Origin of the sequence: Haemophilus sp. CCUG 66565 (assembly GCF_001679495.1) — a bacterium.
GTDB classification, from domain to species: domain Bacteria; phylum Pseudomonadota; class Gammaproteobacteria; order Enterobacterales; family Pasteurellaceae; genus Haemophilus; species Haemophilus haemolyticus_K.
In genome coordinates, this window is sequence record NZ_LZOX01000014.1 from 32382 (window position 1) to 49724 (window position 17343).

Consider the following 17343-nt stretch of genomic DNA (forward strand, 5'->3'; position numbering starts at 1 on the left):
AAAAATTTTACTTTGTCTGAGCGAATGCGAAAATTATTGTGATCAACTTCACAAATTCATTTTCTTTTCCGCTCAAAATGTTGTTAATTTAAGCATACTTAAATACAATACTCTCTGTATTTTTTATATTACTTTTTTGTTAAATTTTGGGAATTGGGGGTAAACATGGGATTATCGCCTAGCATGTACAAAGATGTTGGAGATTTTTCGCCACTCAGTACCGATGTCATTATTATCGGTGGTGGCGCAACCGGTGCAGGTATTGCGCGTGACTGTGCACTTCGTGGTATTGATTGTATTTTATTGGAACGCCGCGATATTGCGACCGGTGCGACAGGACGTAACCACGGATTATTACACAGTGGCGCACGTTATGCCGTGAACGATCAAGAATCTGCTGAAGAATGTATTAAAGAAAACCGTATTTTGCGCAAAATTGCGCGTCATTGCGTAGATGAAACGGAAGGCTTATTTATCACTTTGCCTGAAGATTCTCTCGACTATCAAAAAACCTTCCTTGAGAGTTGTGCAAAATCTGGAATTGATGCGCAAGCCATTGATCCTGACTTAGCTAAAATTATGGAGCCTTCTGTAAATCCAGATTTAGTGGGCGCTGTTGTTGTGCCAGATGGTTCGATTGACCCATTCCGTTTAACAGCTTCTAATATGATGGATGCGACAGAAAATGGCGCAAAAATGTTTACTTATTGCGAAGTAAAAAATTTGATTCGTGAAGGTGGAAAAGTAATTGGTGTGAATGTGTACGATCATAAAAATCGTAGAGAACGCCAATTTTTTGCACCACTTGTTGTGAATGCTGGTGGTATTTGGGGACAAGGGATTGCGGAATATGCTGATCTCAAAATCAAGATGTTCCCCGCGAAAGGTGCATTGCTCGTAATGGGCCATCGTATTAATAAACTTGTAATTAACCGCTGTCGTAAACCAGCTGATGCGGATATTCTTGTTCCAGGCGACACAATTTGTGTTATTGGTACAACATCAAGTCGTGTTCCTTATGATCAAATCGATAACATGCAAGTGACGCCAGAAGAAGTGGATATTCTTTTCCGTGAAGGTGAAAAACTCGCACCGAGCTTGCGTCATACTCGCGTATTACGTGCTTATGCTGGGGTGCGTCCATTAGTTGCAAGTGATGATGATCCATCAGGTCGTAATGTGAGCCGTGGTATTGTGCTACTTGACCACGCAGAACGTGATGGCTTAGATGGTTTTATTACTATCACTGGCGGTAAGTTAATGACTTATCGTTTGATGGCTGAATGGGCGACCGACCTTGTTTGTAAAAAACTCAATAAAACGGCACGTTGTGTCACTGCGGAGCAACCTTTGCCAGGCTCTACTGAAAGCCGTCAAGAGACCAATCAAAAAGTCATTTCATTACCAAGTACTATTCGTTATTCTGCTGTGTATCGTCATGGTTCACGCGCTACTCGTTTGCTTGAAAAAGAACGTTTAGATCGTTCAATGGTGTGTGAATGTGAAGCGGTAACTGCAGGAGAAGTCCGCTACGCGATTGATGAACTGGGTGTAAATAATATTGTGGATTTACGTCGCCGTACACGTGTTGGTATGGGGACTTGCCAAGCTGAGCTTTGTGCATGCCGTGCTGCAGGCTTAATGAACCGTTTTGAAGTGGCAACACCAACTCAATCAACCACTCAACTTTCTGCCTTTATGGAAGAACGCTGGCGAGGTATTGAGCCAATTGCTTGGGGTGAAGCTATTCGTGAGGCCGAATTTACATCTTGGATGTATGGTAGCGTATTAGGTTTAAATGATGTGAAACCACTTGATGAACAAGCACAACAAGGGACGGATAGCAATGAATTTTGATGTAGCCATTATTGGCGGTGGTTTGGCGGGTTTAACCTGTGGCATCGCCCTTCAACAACGCGGCAAACGTTGCGTGATTATCAACAACGGTCAAGCAGCCATTGATTTTGCATCCGGCTCTTTAGATTTATTAAGCCGTATGCCATCAACCAAAAATGGAGAAGGTCGCGCGGTAGAAAATTTAAAAGAAAATATCACCGCACTTCGTAATGAATTGCCAGCCCATCCTTATAGTTTATTGGGCGCAGAGAAAGTGCTTGCTAAAGCACAAGATTTTGAACGTTTAGCCAATGAATTAAATCTTGATTTACTTGGTTCTACGGAAAAGAACCATTGGCGTGTAACAGGCTTAGGCAGTTTACGTGGTGCGTGGCTTTCACCAAATAGTGTGCCAACTGTACAAGGCAATGAACGTTTTCCGCATAAACGTATTGCAGTGCTTGGTATCGAAGGTTATCACGATTTTCAACCTCAACTTTTAGCGGCGAATTTGGTGTTAAATCCACAATTTGAGCATTGTGAGGTGACCAGTGGTTTCTTAAATATTCCACAATTAGATGAACTTCGCAAAAATGCTCGTGAGTTCCGTAGTGTAAACATCTCTCAACTTCTAGAGCACAAACTTGCGTTCAATGATCTCGTTAAAGAAATTATTGAATCAGCGCAAGGCGCAGATGCCGTATTTTTACCGGCTTGTTTTGGTTTAGAAAACCAAGAATTTATGACCGCACTTCGTGATGCAACTAAGCTCGCATTATTTGAATTGCCAACGTTGCCACCATCATTACTCGGTATGCGTCAACGCATTCAATTACGCCGTAAATTTGAATCCCTTGGCGGTTTAATGATTAACGGTGATAGTGCATTGAGTGCAACATTTGAAGGAAATCAAGTACGTTGTATTAACACTCGCTTGCTCGAAGATGAAGAAATTATCGCTGATAATTTCGTACTAGCTTCAGGAAGTTTCTTCAGTAAAGGACTCATTTCTGAATTCGATAAAATTTATGAGCCGGTTTTTGAATCCGATATTATCGGTGTTGAAGGGTTTAACGATAAAGATCGTTTCACTTGGACTGCTCATCGTTTTGCTCATCCACAACCCTATCAATCTGCCGGTGTGGCAATTAATGCCCAATGCCAAGTGCAAAAGAGCGGTCAATATTTAACGAATTTATATGCCGTTGGTAATGTGATTGGTGGGTTTAATGCCCTTGAGCTTGGTTGTGGTTCGGGTGTGGCTGTTGTAACTGCCTTGGCGGTTGCTGACGAAATCTTGGCGAAATAAGGGGGAATAATATGGATAATAATATTCAACGACTCATTGATAGTGCAAAACAATCCCTTAATTCACCTGAAAGCCATAAATATATCGACGAAAGTTTTGAAAGCTGTATTAAATGTACGGCTTGTACCGCTGTTTGTCCGGTTTCACGCAACAATCCGCTTTATCCTGGTCCAAAACAATCTGGCCCAGATGGTGAGCGTTTACGCTTAAAATCTGCTGAACTTTACGATGAAGCACTTAAATATTGTACCAACTGTAAACGTTGTGAAGTGGCTTGTCCGTCTGATGTGAAAATCGGTGATTTAATTGTGCGTGCACGTAATAACCACTTAGCACAATCTAAAAAACCGTTAATGAATAAATTGCGTGATGCGATTTTAAGTAACACTGATGTCATGGGGAAAATCAATACGCCATTAGCGCCGATTGTAAACACTATCACAAGCCTAAAAGCTACCAAATTTATGTTGGAAAAAACGCTTAAAATTAGTAAAGAACGTACTTTACCTAAATATGCGTTTGGCACGTTTCGTAGCTGGTATATGAAAAATGCGTTACAAGACCAACAAAAATTTGAGCGTAAAGTCGCGTATTATCATGGTTGCTATGTGAACTATAATAATCCGCAGCTTGGTAAAGAATTCCTTAAAGTGTTCAATGCGATGAACATTGGAGTGATGTTACTAGAAAAAGAAAAATGCTGTGGTTTACCATTAATGGTGAACGGTTTCCCAGAACGTGCACGTAATATCGCACAGTTCAATACCGATTACATTGGAAAAATGGTAGATGAAAATGGACTAGACGTGATCAGTGAAGCATCAAGTTGTTCACTTAATCTGCGTGATGAATACCATCATATTTTAGGTATTGACAATGCTAAAGTGCGTCCGCATATTCATATGGTGACACCATTCCTATACCAACTTTTCAAAGAAGGTAAAACATTACCGCTGAAACCGCTCAAACTCAGAGTGGCTTATCATACCGCTTGTCACGTAGATAAGGCGGGCTGGGCACCTTATACTTTGGAAGTGTTGAAAAAAATTCCTGGTTTAGAAATCATTATGTTACCTAGCCAATGCTGTGGTATTGCTGGGACTTACGGTTTTAAATCGGAAAACTATGAAGTTTCACAATCTATTGGTAAAACCCTATTCGATAATATTAACGAAGGTGGGTTTGATTACGTCATATCTGAATGCCAAACCTGTAAATGGCAAATTGATATGTCATCCAATGTGACCTGTATTCACCCATTAACCTTACTCTGTATGTCGATGGATACTTAGTTAAGAAAATGTTACACCTTAATCATCTATATTCTGGATTAAGGTGTAATAAATCGAATGATAGAATAGTACCGCGCTATTTCGTTTAATTCTTTTGCTTTCCTACACCTCAAGTGGTAAATTACCTGGTAAATTTTGCTGTTCTGGTAAGGACGCCGCTTGGAATATAATCTTGAACGAGCCAAACAATGGGTAAAGGCTTTAGATAAACGTCGTTTTGAACGAGCGTTACTGGGTTCTGGCGATGCGTTTCAACATGTGTTATCAATAGTTCCTTTACTTTTACAGAGTAATCACCCACAGCTTCCTGGCTATGTCATTCATGCTCCATCAGGGGTTTCCGGTTTCCATATTTCTGATTATCAAAAGCGATGGCTTGTTAATGAATACGGTATTAATTATGCCGATTGTAAATATATAAATCATCAAAGTGCGGTAAATTTTCGATCTGTTTTGCCTCCTATTTTAGGTGTGTATGTGATGGGGAGTTTTGGTTCTATTAGCCAAACTTCATCTTCTGATTTAGATACTTGGATTTGTGTCCGTGATGGACTTAGTTCAGATGAATGTGCGCTTCTCACCAAAAAAGCTAAACGTATTTCTGAATGGGCTACTCAGTTTAATGTAGAAATTAATTTCTATTTAGTAGATCAACAACGCTTTCGCCATGAACATTATGCTGATTCACTCACCGCTGAAAATAGTGGATCCGCACAGTATATGTTGCTGTTGGATGAATTTTATCGGTCAGCAGTTCGTTTAGCGGGTAAACCTTTGTTATGGCTACATTTATGGGTTGAAAACGAAAAGGATTATGAAAAAGAAGTTGAACGACTGATTGAATCTGGGGAACTCGATCCAAATGATTGGGTTGATTTTGGCGGTTTAGGTCAATTCTCGGCAAGTGAATATTTTGGGGCTAGCTTATGGCAGCTTTATAAAGGAATTGATTCTCCTTATAAATCAGTACTCAAAATTTTACTACTAGAAGCTTATTCTAAAGAGTATCCCAATACCTGTTTAATTGCACGCACCTTTAAACGCGATTTACTTTCAGGTTGTGCTAATCCAGATCACCATTTTGATCCTTATATTGCTATCCTTTCAAAAGTTACTCAATATTTAACTGCACTTTCTGAATTTAAGCGCCTTGATTTTGTACGTCGTTGTTTTTATGTGAAAGCAACGAAGGATCTTGCGCTTTACCAAGCAGATAATTGGCGTATCCGTTATATGGAAATTTTGGCACGGGAATGGGAATGGTCTGATGAAACTGTACAATTCCTTAATTGTCGTCCACTCTGGAAAATCAAAGCAGTCAAAGAAAATCATGATAATGTGGTGAAGTTTTTGATGTTGAGTTACCGTAACTTAGTTGAGTTTGCTCGAAAACATCGAATTCACTCAAGTGTTGTACCACAAGATATTAATATTCTTTCACGTAAACTTTATACGGCCTTTGAAGCAATTCCGGGTAAGGTCACTTTACTCAACACTCAAATTTCCCATAATTTGTCGGAAGATCATATTACCTTCTTAGAAGTAAGAGGAAATAAGCATTTTAAAGATGGCTGGTATCTTATTAATCAGTCACCAAATCATATTATGTTTTCTAAAGAGCGAGTGATTGAATATGGTGAGAGCTTAAATAAACTCGTCGCATGGGCATATTTTAATCGTCTTTTAACTGAGAAGACGCACTTATCTATTTTCAGTAAAAAGGTTAGTTCAGCAACATTGCATCGTTTTGTAAGTAATCTTCGAGTAGCATTTCCAAGTACTGTCGCGCCTCAACCAAGTAATAGTGATTTATTAAATCAGTGTGAAATTCGTAGTTTGTTTATTGCTATTAATCTGACGGTAGATCCAACAGCGAATGTAGAAGAAGTATTAACAGATATTTCATCAAGAGATTTATTTAGTTTTGGTGCAATGGAGCAAAGCCTTGTAGGAAGTATTGATTTTACTTATCGTAATATTTGGAATGAAATTCGTACCCTTCATTTTGAAGGTCAAAATGCGATTTTGCTTGCTCTAAAAGTGCTTTCTAACAAAATTTATCGTGGAGTGAATCGACCTGATTCGATTCAAGTATATTGTTATAGCAAACGTTATAGACAAGATTTATGCCAGCTTGTTAGTGGGTTAGTTAATCGTTGTGTGAGTATTCAGGTTGGAGAGACATCATTAAGTCATTCCTCTCGTTTACGTGTTGCCGGTAAAAATTGGCAATTCTTCTTCGAAGAGCGTGGTATCACTTTACAAGAAATCCAGAGTGATTCAGCTCTTGATGATATAAAAAGTGCGGTAGATTTTGATGAAGTTTTACAAAATCCTATTAAGGATAGTGAAATGAGCCAAGAGAGCCGTTGTTATCCAGCAGAAATGGATGCATTTGCTCGAGAAGGTTTCTTACAGTTTTTCTTTGAAGATAATCCAGATCACAGTTTCAATGTTTATATTTTAGATGAAACTAATCGTCTTGAAATTTATCGCCGATGTGATGGTGAAAAGGATGATAAAGTGCGTGAGATTAATCAACTTTACCAAAATGCTAAGCATGAGGGAGATAATAATCCTTATAATATCATTTTGCGTAATTTTAATTATCCGCAATTTTATCAATTACAAAATGGTGAAAAAGGAAGGGTGATAGTGCCTTTTCAATTTCGTTTAGCTAATGTTTAGTTGATATTGCGTTATAATTTTTGTTGAATAAATTAAGATATGGCCAGGCTTGCCAATAAAATGGGCGGAGAAAGGGGATATAATATGACATTAGAGGTATGGCAGTACATCCGTCAAGAGGCCAAAATGCTCGCAGAGCATGAGCCTATGTTAGCAAGTTTCTTTCACTCTACTATTTTGAAACATCAAAATCTTGGTAGTGCGTTGAGTTATTTACTTGCTAATAAATTAGCGAATCCTATTATGCCAGCGATCTCTTTACGAGAAATCATTGAAGAAGCCTATCAAGCTAATCTTTCAATTATTGATTGTGCAGCAAGTGATATTAAAGCTGTGCGTCAGCGCGATCCAGCGGTGGAATTGTGGACTACGCCATTACTTTATTTAAAAGGTTTCCATGCTATTCAGAGTTATCGGATTACACATTATTTGTGGAATCAGAATCGAAAAGCGCTTGCGCTTTATTTGCAAAATCAGATTTCAGTAGCCTTTGATGTAGATATTCATCCTGCAGCTAAAATTGGTCATGGCATCATGTTTGATCATGCCACAGGAATTGTCGTAGGGGAGACCTCTATAATTGAGAATGATGTGTCTATTTTGCAAGGCGTAACACTTGGCGGAACAGGTAAAGAATCCGGTGATCGTCATCCAAAAGTACGCGAGGGCGTGATGATTGGTGCTGGTGCTAAAATTTTAGGTAATATCGAAGTAGGAAAATATGCCAAAATTGGGGCTAATTCAGTTGTGCTTCATCCTGTACCAGAATACGCGACAGCTGCTGGGGTACCGGCGAGAATTGTTGGGCAAGATAAAGCTGCAAAACCTGCATTTGATATGAACCAATATTTTATTGGACTTGATGATGGTATGAATTTAAATATTTAGAAAAGTAAAATGATAAATAAAGATACTCAACTCTGTATGTCGTTGTCAGGACGACCAGGTAATTTTGGAACCACATTTCATAATTATTTATATGAAAAGTTAGGATTAAATTTCATTTATAAAGCCTTTACGACACAAGATATTGAACATGCAGTGAAAGGTATACGAGCATTAGGTGTTCGTGGTTGTGCTGTTTCTATGCCGTTTAAAGAAAGTTGTATGCCTTTTTTAGATGAAATCCATTCTTCAGCAAAAGCGATAGAATCAGTAAATACTATTGTGAATGATGATGGTTTCTTACGTGCTTATAACACAGATTATATTGCTATTGTAAAATTAATTAAGAAATATCAACTAAATAATTATGCATCCGTGATTGTACAAGGCAGTGGTGGGATGGCGAAGGCCGTTGTTGCTGCATTTAAAAATAAGGGCTTTGAGAAGGTTAAAATTTATGCTCGCAATGCAAAAACAGGGAGATATTTAGCCGCACTTTATGGTTATGAATATATTGATTCGTTGGTAAATCAGTGTGCAGAAATTTTGGTAAACGTTACCCCGATAGGCATGAAAGGTGGAAAAGAAGAAACTGAGTTGGCTTTTCCACAATCTATGATTAATTCTGCAAATATCGCTTTTGATGTTGTTGCTATTCCGGCTGAAACCCCCTTTATCCGTTATGCAGAATCTAAAGGGAAAAAGGTTATTTCAGGTACTGAGGTTATTGTTTTACAAGCGGTTGAACAATTTGAACTTTACACGCATCAGCGTCCAAGTAATGAATTAATAGAAGAAGCGGCTGCATTTGCAAGAACAAGAAGTTAAATAAAATCTCCATTAAATAACATTTAATGGAGATTTTTTATCAACTACTATTAATAAAGCAGACTATTTACCATCCCATGCTTGTACGGCATCTAGACGTGCTTTAATTTGGCCTTGGGTATCTTTTTTAAAGTAACCGTCAGCTAATCCACCTTCCCAGCCACCGTAATTTGCATTAGGTAATACAATAAAGGTTTTACCAAATTTAGCCTGATTTTGTTGTACAAATGAACGACGTTCATTGTTACTTTTTCCGTAGACTGTATCACCAAAATCGTCTAGGTTATCGCCAGCGTAAAGAACAATCTCATAGCCTTGTTTTTCAATCTCGGCAAAACGCGCAGCTTTAGCAGATTTATCTTTTTTAAAGTAAAAGGATGAATCATCTAAGCCTTTAAAGCCAAGACGTTTCATATCGTCAATAGTACCGGTTCTTTCTGTGCTATCTTTACGGTTAGTCACGTAAAACATTTTACCGTTATGTGAATTTACATAATTATTAAATTCTACTGCGCCAGGGATTGCTCGGGATTGGCGAGCTTCAACCCAACGCGTCCAATCTTTTCCATCAAATGGTTTATTGTTTTTTACTTGCCAACCAGCATAAAGGCTGTTATCTAACATGGTTTCATCTAAATCAACAACAACCGCTTTTTTCTTTCCTTTAGTAACTTTTGCGTGATCAAAGGCAACTTTTGCTGCATTGTACGCTTGATAAGCTAATGCTTGGTATTCACCCGAATCTTGCATCCAGTTTAATCCAAGAACAGCTTGTTGTTGCAATTGTGCATTAGCATGTTCCTTTGAATCCATTGAATGAGTACTACATCCAGCGAGAACAAAAGCAGAAATTGCAGCAAGTGCGGTCATTTTTAAGGTTGTTTTCATGTTAAATTATTCTCCATATTAAGGCAGTTAAATACTGTGGGGAGTATATCAAGTCTTTTGGTTTTTTACTTCATCTTCTCTGAATATCTCTTTAGTTTGTGATATGGATCACATTTTTTCTTTTCATTTTGTGACGAATATGTACAGCATTTTTTTATGCTATCGCCTTTCCTCTTTTTTCACGGTAAACTATCAGCATTTTTTCTTGTATAAGATAAAGATTATGCGACTTTTGATTCTTATTCTTTTCGCTATATTGGCACTGTTTCAATATGATTTATGGTTTGGGCGCAATGGATTTTGGGATTATCGTGAAACTGCGGTAAAAATTGTAGAAAATCATGCTGAAAATGAAAAACTTTCTCAGCGTAATCAACGTATTAATGCGGAGATTCAAGGATTAACAAAGGGGTTTGAATCGATTGAAGAACGAGCAAGGATGCAGCATGGTATGGTAAAAGAAAATGAAGTGTTTTATCACATTGTGAAAGAGAATAAATAATGGATCGTCCAATTGTTGTTGTATTACCTGCAGCTGGAGTAGGCTCGCGTATGCAAGCGGATAAACCAAAACAATACCTAGCGTTGTTAGGTAAAACGTTGTTAGAACATACGCTTGATATCATGCTAACTCATACAGCGATTTCAAAGATTATATTAGTCGTGAGTAAAGATGATCCTTATATAGCCAATTTATCACTTTCACCTAAAATTCAATTGGTAGAAGGTGGTGAAACGAGGGCTGAATCAGTGCTAAATGGTTTGAATGCAATTTGTGATAAAAATGCTTGGGTACTAGTACATGATGCGGCTCGCCCTTGTTTACAGCATACTGATATTGATAAATTATTAACCATTGATGATGAACAGGGGGCAATTTTAGCAATTCCCGTAACAGACACAATTAAGCGTTCAGACAATCAACAACGTATAGTTATGACTGAAGATCGTAGTCAGCTTTGGCAGGCACAAACACCACAATTTTTTCAAGTGGATCGCTTGAAAAAAGCACTTTCTACAGCCCTGCAGCAAGGGGTTCAAATTACGGATGAGGCTTCTGCAATGGAGTATGCGGGTTTTCGACCACACTTGGTGGCTGGTCGTAGTGATAATTTGAAAGTCACGCGTCCTGAGGATTTGGCTCTAGCTGAATTTTATTTAACAAGGAATAAATTATGATGAGAATTGGACATGGGTTTGATGTTCATGCTTTTGGAGAGAATCGCCCATTAATTATCGGTGGTGTAGAAGTACCATATCACACTGGTTTTATAGCACATTCGGATGGCGATGTGGCTTTACATGCCTTGACTGATGCAATTTTAGGCGCGGCAGCACTAGGTGATATTGGCAAACTTTTCCCTGATACAGATATGCAATATAAAAATGCAGATAGTCGTGGTTTATTACGTGAAGCTTTTCGTCAGGTTCAAGAAAAGGGATATAAAATTGGGAATGTTGATGTAACTATTATCGCTCAGTCACCCAAAATGCGCCCATATATTGATGCAATGCGTGTAAAAATTGCTGAGGATTTACAATGTGATATTGATCAAGTCAATGTAAAGGCCACGACCACGGAAAAATTAGGTTTTACAGGGCGAAGTGAAGGCATCGCCTGTGAGGCCGTTGCATTGTTAGTATAGTGATATATCGTAAGTGCGATAGCGCGCCTAAAAGAATTTTATCGTATTTCAAATTTTGTGATCTAGATCACAGTTTCTAAAAGTGAAAAGTCATACCATATATCTGCACAGTAAGTTTGTTGTCAATGAAGCAAGCTATAAATCAAGATTTAGGCACAAGAATGGACGTTTGTGCCATTTGGCATAGAGCTGTGCATCTTGCCTATTGGGTTTGGCGGACTGTTGTCTGACATTCCCGAACGATATCCTAATCAGTGAAATGATAACGAGTGAGTCGCTCACCTTTATTATGAAGTGGCCATTGATGATAGGACAACATCCATAACTGGATGTGGGGCAAATGGAGGGCTTCAGTCCGCTTCTTTGTCCACCAACCTTGTTGTTAGGTGTGATATTGTTAGTTGTTGTTGGCTAATGGAATGTTTATATGGGGTATAACGATGTAACCATTCCATTAGTCAAACTATCTCAAATTCTAATTTTTATTAATCAATTAGTCATCTTTGTAATTCTAATTTTATTTGATGGTATTTATTGGGTTTCAGATATAAAAAACGCACTTTCTACAAAGTGCGTTTTATTTTTAGAAGCGATTAATTAGCAAGCTTGTTTGCCATAAGCATCTTGGCGAAGAATGTGACGAACACCTTCATCAAATTCTGCTAATACGCGATCTGCATCTTTTGAATCTTTACCGCGCGTATCCAAGTAGAATTTAATTTTTGGTTCAGTACCTGAAGGACGAGCAATTAAGCGTCCGCCATTTTCCAAGTTAAATACAAGGATATCGCTTTGACGATCTGTTTTAGTATGGTCGATAAATTGTGCCACTTTCACGCTAGCGATTTCTGCTGGTGGATTGTTACGAAGTGCGGTCATTAATTTTCCAATTTCTGAAAGATCGCTTACTCGAATAGAGATTTGTCCACTCACATAAGCACCAAATTCTTTAGTAAATTCATCAGCATAATCTGCTAAAGTTTTGCCTTGTTTTTTCAAGTTACGTACAAGATCTAAGAACACGATTGCTGCAGAAATACCGTCTTTATCGCGTACTTTATCTGGGTCAACTAAATAGCCCAATGCTTCTTCAAAACCAAACAATAAGCCAGATACTTTACCGATATATTTGAAACCGGTTAAGGTTTCTTCTGATTTGAAACTGTATTTTTTCGCAATTTCAGCGAGCGCAGGAGAAGAAACAAGTGAGCAAGCCAATGTGCCTTGTTTGCCTTGATATTGTTTTGCTAAGTACCAACCTAAGAAACAGCCTACCACGTTGCCGTGTAGTGATTTCCAGTTGCCTTGTGCATCAGGCACAGCAACGGCTAAACGGTCTGCATCTGGGTCATTAGCAATGATAAATTCAGCATTCTTTTCTTTTGCCACTTTAATTGCTAAATCTAATGCGCCTTTTTCTTCTGGATTTGGGAAGTTCACGGTTGGGAATGTGCCATCTGGCCAAACTTGATCTGCTACCACGTGAGGTTGTGGTAAGCCAGCTTTTGCTAGCGTTTTACTTAAAACTTCATAGCCAACACCGTGCATAGCGGTATAAACATAGTTAATGTCGCAAGCTGGCTCTTTAGCTAATGATGCTGTTTTTGCAATGTAGGCATCTACCACTTCATCATTTAACACCACATAATTATCACTACGTGGTAAATCTTGGATATTGCCTGCCGCAACTTTATCAATTAATGCTGCGATGTCTTTATCCGCTGGTGAAACGATTTGACCTCCGCCATTTGCTTTACCTAAATACACTTTATAACCGTTATCTTCCGGTGGATTATGGCTTGCTGTCACCATTACACCTGCAGTGGTATCAAAATATTGGATAGCATAAGCTAAAACTGGCGTAGGTAATTTGCGTGGTAATAAATAAGCTTTTACACCTGCACCCGCCATAATTTCAGCTGTGTCACGGGCAAAAACATCAGAGTTTTTACGGCCGTCGTAACCAATTACGATTGATGGTTCTTTATCGTAATCTTTTAAATATTCCGCTAAACCGCCAGCAGCTTGAGAAACTAAAACTCGGTTCATCCCCATTGAGCCAGCTTGTAAACGGCCACGTAAACCAGCCGTACCAAATTGTAAGCGACCATCAAAACGTGCGTGCAATTCTGCTTCTGCCGCTTTATCTCCGCCTTTTGCCGCATCTAAAAGTGCGGTTAATTCTGCACGAGTTTCTGCGTCAGGGTCTTGGTTTAACCAATTTTGCGCTACATGAAAAAGAGTTGTCATAGGATCATCCTTATTCTCTTGAAATAAATAAATCGCTGCTAGACTAGCCGAAATCACCAAAAATGGGAACGGATAATTATCAAAATTTTGATCTACTTAACATTTTTTGTTCACGCAATCGGTTATCCGAGCTAATTAGGAAAGCCGTTTGTTGCATAGGCATTTGTTTGAAAAATTCGCTATAATACCGCCTAAATATTTACGGCAAAATTTAACCGCACTTTAAGGATTTTCAATGTCATCCCAGCCTCGTTTCGTCCATCTTCGCACGCACACAGATTTTTCGATGATTGACAGTATCGTCAAAGTGAAACCGTTAGTAAAAGCCTGTGCTGCTAATGAAATGGTTGCAATGGCACTAACGGATTTTACAAATTTTTGCGGTGTGGTGCGCTTTTATGGCGAGATGCTTTCTTTAGGGATGAAGCCAATTATCGGGGCAGATGTAAAAGTCAAAAGTACATTATGTGGCGATGAATACTTTGATCTGACTTTGTTGGCTAAAAATAATGAAGGCTATAAAAATATTACTTTATTGTTATCAAAGGCTTACCAGCGAGGTTATAACGACTTACCTTATATTGATCAAGATTGGCTTATTGATTATCGAGAAGGGGTGATTATCTTATCTGGTGGTATACAGGGAGATGTGGGAAAGAAATTATTAAAAGATAATGCTGATGAGATTGAAAGTGCGGTCGCATTTTATCAAGAATTTTTTCCCGAGCATTTTTATCTTGCTCTTAGCCGCACAGGAAGAGCGGATGAAGAAAGTTATATCCAAGCAGCACTAAAATTAGCTGAACATTACCATTTACCGTTAGTTGCTACAAATGATGTGGTATTCCTCAAGCAAGATGATTTTGAAGCCCACGAAATTCGTGTAGCGATTAGAGATGGTTATACTTTAGATGATCCTAAGCGCCCAAAACGTTATACCTCCGAACAATATTTCCGTTCAGAAGAGGAAATGTGTGAGTTATTTGCAGATATTCCCTCAGCTTTAGAAAATACGCTTTTAATTGCTCAGCGTTGTAGTGTAACGCTTCGTCTTGGTCAATATTTTTTACCAAAATTTCCAACGGGTGAATTGAGCACGGAGGATTTCTTAATAAAAAAAGCCAGAGAAGGACTAGAGGAGCGTTTAGCATTTCTATTTCCGGATGAGAAAATTAGGGCCGAAAGACGGGCAGAATATGATGAACGTTTAGAAGTAGAATTAGGTGTTATCAACCAAATGGGATTCCCTGGTTATTTCTTGATTGTGATGGAGTTTATTCAGTGGTCAAAAGATAACGATATTCCAGTGGGACCAGGACGAGGTTCAGGGGCTGGTTCTTTAGTTGCCTATGCATTGAAAATTACCGATTTAGATCCGCTTGAGTTTGATTTGCTGTTTGAGCGTTTTTTAAATCCTGAACGGGTATCTATGCCTGACTTTGACGTGGATTTCTGTATGGATGGTCGAGATCGTGTTATTGAGCATGTTGCTGAAACTTACGGACGCGGTGCAGTATCACAAATTATCACCTTTGGTACCATGGCGGCAAAAGCGGTGATTCGCGATGTAGGACGCGTATTGGGGCATCCTTATGGTTTTGTTGATCGTATTTCGAAATTGATTCCTCCAGATCCAGGAATGACGCTCGCAAAAGCGTTTGAAGTTGAGCCACAATTGCAAGTGGCGTATGACAGTGATGAAGAGGTACAAGCATTAATAGATATGGCGCGTAAGTTGGAAGGTGTAACCCGTAATGCGGGTAAACATGCGGGAGGCGTAGTAATTTCTCCAACTTTAATTACGGATTTTGCGCCGCTTTATTGCGATAATGAAGGGCTTCACCCTGTTACCCATTTTGATAAAAGCGATGTGGAATATGCTGGGCTTGTGAAGTTTGATTTCTTGGGATTACGTACTCTGACTATCATTAAGTGGGCATTAGATATGATCAATGCTCGCATGGCTCGAGAAGGTAAGCCACTTGTTGATATTACTGCGATCCCTCTAGATGATCATGAATCTTTTGAACTGCTTAAACGTTCTGAAACTACAGCTGTATTCCAGCTAGAATCTCGTGGTATGAAAGATTTGATCAAACGCCTTCAGCCAGACTGTTTTGAAGACATTATCGCGTTGGTAGCATTGTTCCGTCCTGGTCCTTTGCAGTCAGGCATGGTGGATAACTTTATTGATCGTAAACATGGTCGAGAAGAAGTCTCCTATCCTGATGCAGAATATCAACATGAAAGCTTGAAGCCTATTCTTGAGCCAACTTACGGTATTATTTTGTATCAAGAGCAAGTTATGCAGATTGCGCAAGTGTTGGCAGGTTATACGTTGGGTGGAGCAGACTTATTGCGTCGAGCGATGGGGAAAAAGAAACCAGAGGAAATGGCAAAGCAGCGTTCTGTGTTTAAAGAGGGGGCGGTAAAAAACGGTGTTGATGGTGAGCTTTCCATGAAGATTTTCGACTTGGTGGAAAAATTTGCTGGCTATGGTTTTAATAAATCTCACTCTGCCGCTTATGCCTTGGTGTCTTACCAAACCCTTTGGCTCAAAACTCATTTCCCTGCAGAATTTATGGCAGCGGTAATGACATCTGAAATGGATAACACGGATAAAATTGTGGGTTTATATGATGAATGTTTACGTATGGGATTAAAGGTTGCTCCACCAGATATTAATGTGGGTAAGCATCATTTTAGTGTTAATGACCAAGGTGAAATTGTATATGGTATTGGCGCAATTAAAGGTGTGGGGGAAGGCCCTATTGAGGCACTTGTGACTGCTAGAAATGAAGGGGGAATTTTCAAAGACTTATTTGATTTATGTGCTCGAGTAGATTTGAAGAAAATTAACCGCCGGACTTTTGAAAGCCTAATTATGTCAGGTGCCTTTGATAAATTAGGTCCACATCGCGCCGCACTTTCTAAGAATTTAGAAGATGCCCTTAAAGCATCTGATCAACATGCTAAAGATGAAGCAATGGGACAAACGGATATGTTTGGGGTGCTGACTGAAACCCATGAAGAAGTTGAGAATGCCTATGCGAATACCCCACCTTACTCAGAAAAACAAATTCTTGATGGTGAGCGTGAAACACTAGGGCTTTATTTAAGTAGTCATCCTGTAAGCCGATATTTAAAAGAATTATCTCATTACACATCAATACGTTTAAAAGATTTGACTCCAAATCGTCGTGGGCAAATAAGTACTGCCGCAGGATTATTAGTTTCGTCTCGTATAGCTATGACTAAAAAAGGTAATCGACTCGGTATTGCAACATTAGATGATCGTTCTGGTCGTTTAGATTTAACTTTATTTGGTGAAAGTTTAGAGCAATTTGGTGAAAAGTTACAAAAAGATACAGTAGTGATTGCTTCTGGACAGATCAGTGTTGATGATTTCTCAGGTGGCTTAAAAATGACGGTGCGAGAGTTAATGGCCTTAGATGAGGCTCGTTCTCGTTATGTCAAATCCTTAGCTATCAGCCTTTCTGAGCATCAAATTACACCAAGTTTCATTAAACAACTTAAAGCATTACTTGAGCCAGTGAGTGGTGGAACGTTGCCGATTAACGTGTATTACCAAAGTCTGAAAGGTCGTGCTTTGTTACGTTTGGGCGTGCAATGGTCGATTATTCCAACAGATGAAATTCTGACGGAATTGGTGAATTTACTTGGCGAAAGTGCGGTGGAATTAGAATTTGAATAATACAAA

At 38.9% G+C, this 17343-nt stretch carries 13 protein-coding genes; 11 read left to right on the forward strand and 2 right to left on the reverse strand.

The window, feature by feature from the left end:
- The first annotated feature begins 165 nt into the window (after positions 1 to 165).
- The 6 genes from glpA to A9501_RS05395 all read left to right on the forward strand — a co-directional run bounded on the left by glpA (position 166) and on the right by A9501_RS05395 (position 8838).
- The gene (gene glpA / locus A9501_RS05370; RefSeq protein WP_005629395.1) at positions 166 to 1857 is read left to right on the forward strand and encodes an anaerobic glycerol-3-phosphate dehydrogenase subunit A; all 1692 of its coding nucleotides are present in this window, start codon (positions 166 to 168) and stop codon (positions 1855 to 1857) included.
- The gene (gene glpB, locus A9501_RS05375; protein ID WP_065265193.1) at positions 1847 to 3145 is read left to right on the forward strand and encodes a glycerol-3-phosphate dehydrogenase subunit GlpB; all 1299 of its coding nucleotides are present in this window, start codon (positions 1847 to 1849) and stop codon (positions 3143 to 3145) included. The genes glpA and glpB overlap by 11 nt, the downstream gene beginning before the upstream one ends.
- An 11-nt stretch (positions 3146 to 3156) precedes the next feature.
- On the forward strand, positions 3157 to 4437 hold the full coding sequence (gene glpC, locus A9501_RS05380; RefSeq protein ID WP_065265194.1) for an anaerobic glycerol-3-phosphate dehydrogenase subunit GlpC: 1281 nt from the start codon (positions 3157 to 3159) through the stop codon (positions 4435 to 4437).
- Positions 4438 to 4596: 159 nt separating this feature from the next.
- The gene (locus tag A9501_RS05385) at positions 4597 to 7125 is read left to right on the forward strand and encodes a class I adenylate cyclase (RefSeq protein ID WP_065265195.1); all 2529 of its coding nucleotides are present in this window, start codon (positions 4597 to 4599) and stop codon (positions 7123 to 7125) included.
- Positions 7126 to 7209: 84 nt separating this feature from the next.
- A complete protein-coding gene (gene cysE / locus A9501_RS05390; protein ID WP_065265196.1) occupies positions 7210 to 8013 on the forward strand; it encodes a serine O-acetyltransferase in 804 nt (267 codons plus the stop codon).
- Between the two features lie 9 nt (positions 8014 to 8022).
- On the forward strand, positions 8023 to 8838 hold the full coding sequence (locus tag A9501_RS05395) for a shikimate 5-dehydrogenase (RefSeq protein WP_065265197.1): 816 nt from the start codon (positions 8023 to 8025) through the stop codon (positions 8836 to 8838).
- A gap of 63 nt (positions 8839 to 8901) precedes the next feature.
- Here A9501_RS05395 and A9501_RS05400 read toward each other — a convergent pair whose 3' ends face one another.
- Positions 8902 to 9726 (reverse strand): 5'-nucleotidase, lipoprotein e(P4) family, encoded by an 825-nt coding sequence (locus A9501_RS05400; protein ID WP_065265198.1) that lies wholly within the window; start codon positions 9724 to 9726, stop codon positions 8902 to 8904.
- Positions 9727 to 9949: 223 nt separating this feature from the next.
- On the opposite strand from A9501_RS05400, the gene ftsB reads away from it, so the two are divergent.
- From ftsB to A9501_RS09730, 4 genes are all read left to right on the forward strand, one after another.
- The gene (ftsB, locus tag A9501_RS05405) at positions 9950 to 10228 is read left to right on the forward strand and encodes a cell division protein FtsB (RefSeq protein WP_048953088.1); all 279 of its coding nucleotides are present in this window, start codon (positions 9950 to 9952) and stop codon (positions 10226 to 10228) included.
- Positions 10228 to 10905 carry a 2-C-methyl-D-erythritol 4-phosphate cytidylyltransferase gene (gene ispD, locus A9501_RS05410; RefSeq protein ID WP_065265199.1) on the forward strand — a complete coding sequence of 226 codons (678 nt, stop codon included), beginning with the start codon at positions 10228 to 10230 and terminating at the stop codon, positions 10903 to 10905. The genes ftsB and ispD overlap by 1 nt, the downstream gene beginning before the upstream one ends.
- Complete coding sequence (ispF, locus tag A9501_RS05415; protein WP_065265200.1) at positions 10902 to 11372, forward strand: 2-C-methyl-D-erythritol 2,4-cyclodiphosphate synthase; 471 nt, start codon at positions 10902 to 10904, stop codon at positions 11370 to 11372. Before ispD ends, ispF begins: the two co-directional genes overlap by 4 nt.
- Positions 11373 to 11799: 427 nt before the next feature.
- Positions 11800 to 11973, forward strand: a complete 174-nt coding sequence (locus tag A9501_RS09730; protein ID WP_179855787.1) for a hypothetical protein — start codon at positions 11800 to 11802, stop codon at positions 11971 to 11973.
- Here the strand turns inward: A9501_RS09730 and A9501_RS05420 are convergent.
- Positions 11970 to 13622, reverse strand: a complete 1653-nt coding sequence (locus A9501_RS05420; RefSeq protein ID WP_065265201.1) for a phospho-sugar mutase — start codon at positions 13620 to 13622, stop codon at positions 11970 to 11972. The two genes, A9501_RS09730 and A9501_RS05420, sit on opposite strands and share 4 nt — an antisense overlap.
- Positions 13623 to 13857: 235 nt before the next feature.
- Between A9501_RS05420 and dnaE the strand changes: the two genes are divergently transcribed.
- On the forward strand, positions 13858 to 17337 hold the full coding sequence (dnaE, locus tag A9501_RS05425; protein ID WP_065265202.1) for a DNA polymerase III subunit alpha: 3480 nt from the start codon (positions 13858 to 13860) through the stop codon (positions 17335 to 17337).
- Positions 17338 to 17343 lie beyond the last annotated feature (6 nt).

What these genes read in the sequence shown, in the direction of transcription:
- glpA (WP_005629395.1), top strand. Translation starts at nt 166, where the DNA reads ATGGGATTATCGCCTAGCATGTACAAAGATGTTGGAGATTTTTCGCCA.
- glpB (WP_065265193.1), top strand. Translation starts at nt 1,847, where the DNA reads ATGAATTTTGATGTAGCCATTATTGGCGGTGGTTTGGCGGGTTTAACC.
- glpC (WP_065265194.1), top strand. Translation starts at nt 3,157, where the DNA reads ATGGATAATAATATTCAACGACTCATTGATAGTGCAAAACAATCCCTT.
- cysE (WP_065265196.1), top strand. Translation starts at nt 7,210, where the DNA reads ATGACATTAGAGGTATGGCAGTACATCCGTCAAGAGGCCAAAATGCTC.
- A9501_RS05395 (WP_065265197.1), top strand. Translation starts at nt 8,023, where the DNA reads ATGATAAATAAAGATACTCAACTCTGTATGTCGTTGTCAGGACGACCA.
- A9501_RS05400 (WP_065265198.1), bottom strand. Translation starts at nt 9,726, where the DNA reads ATGAAAACAACCTTAAAAATGACCGCACTTGCTGCAATTTCTGCTTTT.
- ftsB (WP_048953088.1), top strand. Translation starts at nt 9,950, where the DNA reads ATGCGACTTTTGATTCTTATTCTTTTCGCTATATTGGCACTGTTTCAA.
- ispD (WP_065265199.1), top strand. Translation starts at nt 10,228, where the DNA reads ATGGATCGTCCAATTGTTGTTGTATTACCTGCAGCTGGAGTAGGCTCG.
- ispF (WP_065265200.1), top strand. Translation starts at nt 10,902, where the DNA reads ATGATGAGAATTGGACATGGGTTTGATGTTCATGCTTTTGGAGAGAAT.
- A9501_RS09730 (WP_179855787.1), top strand. Translation starts at nt 11,800, where the DNA reads ATGGGGTATAACGATGTAACCATTCCATTAGTCAAACTATCTCAAATT.
- A9501_RS05420 (WP_065265201.1), bottom strand. Translation starts at nt 13,622, where the DNA reads ATGACAACTCTTTTTCATGTAGCGCAAAATTGGTTAAACCAAGACCCT.
- dnaE (WP_065265202.1), top strand. Translation starts at nt 13,858, where the DNA reads ATGTCATCCCAGCCTCGTTTCGTCCATCTTCGCACGCACACAGATTTT.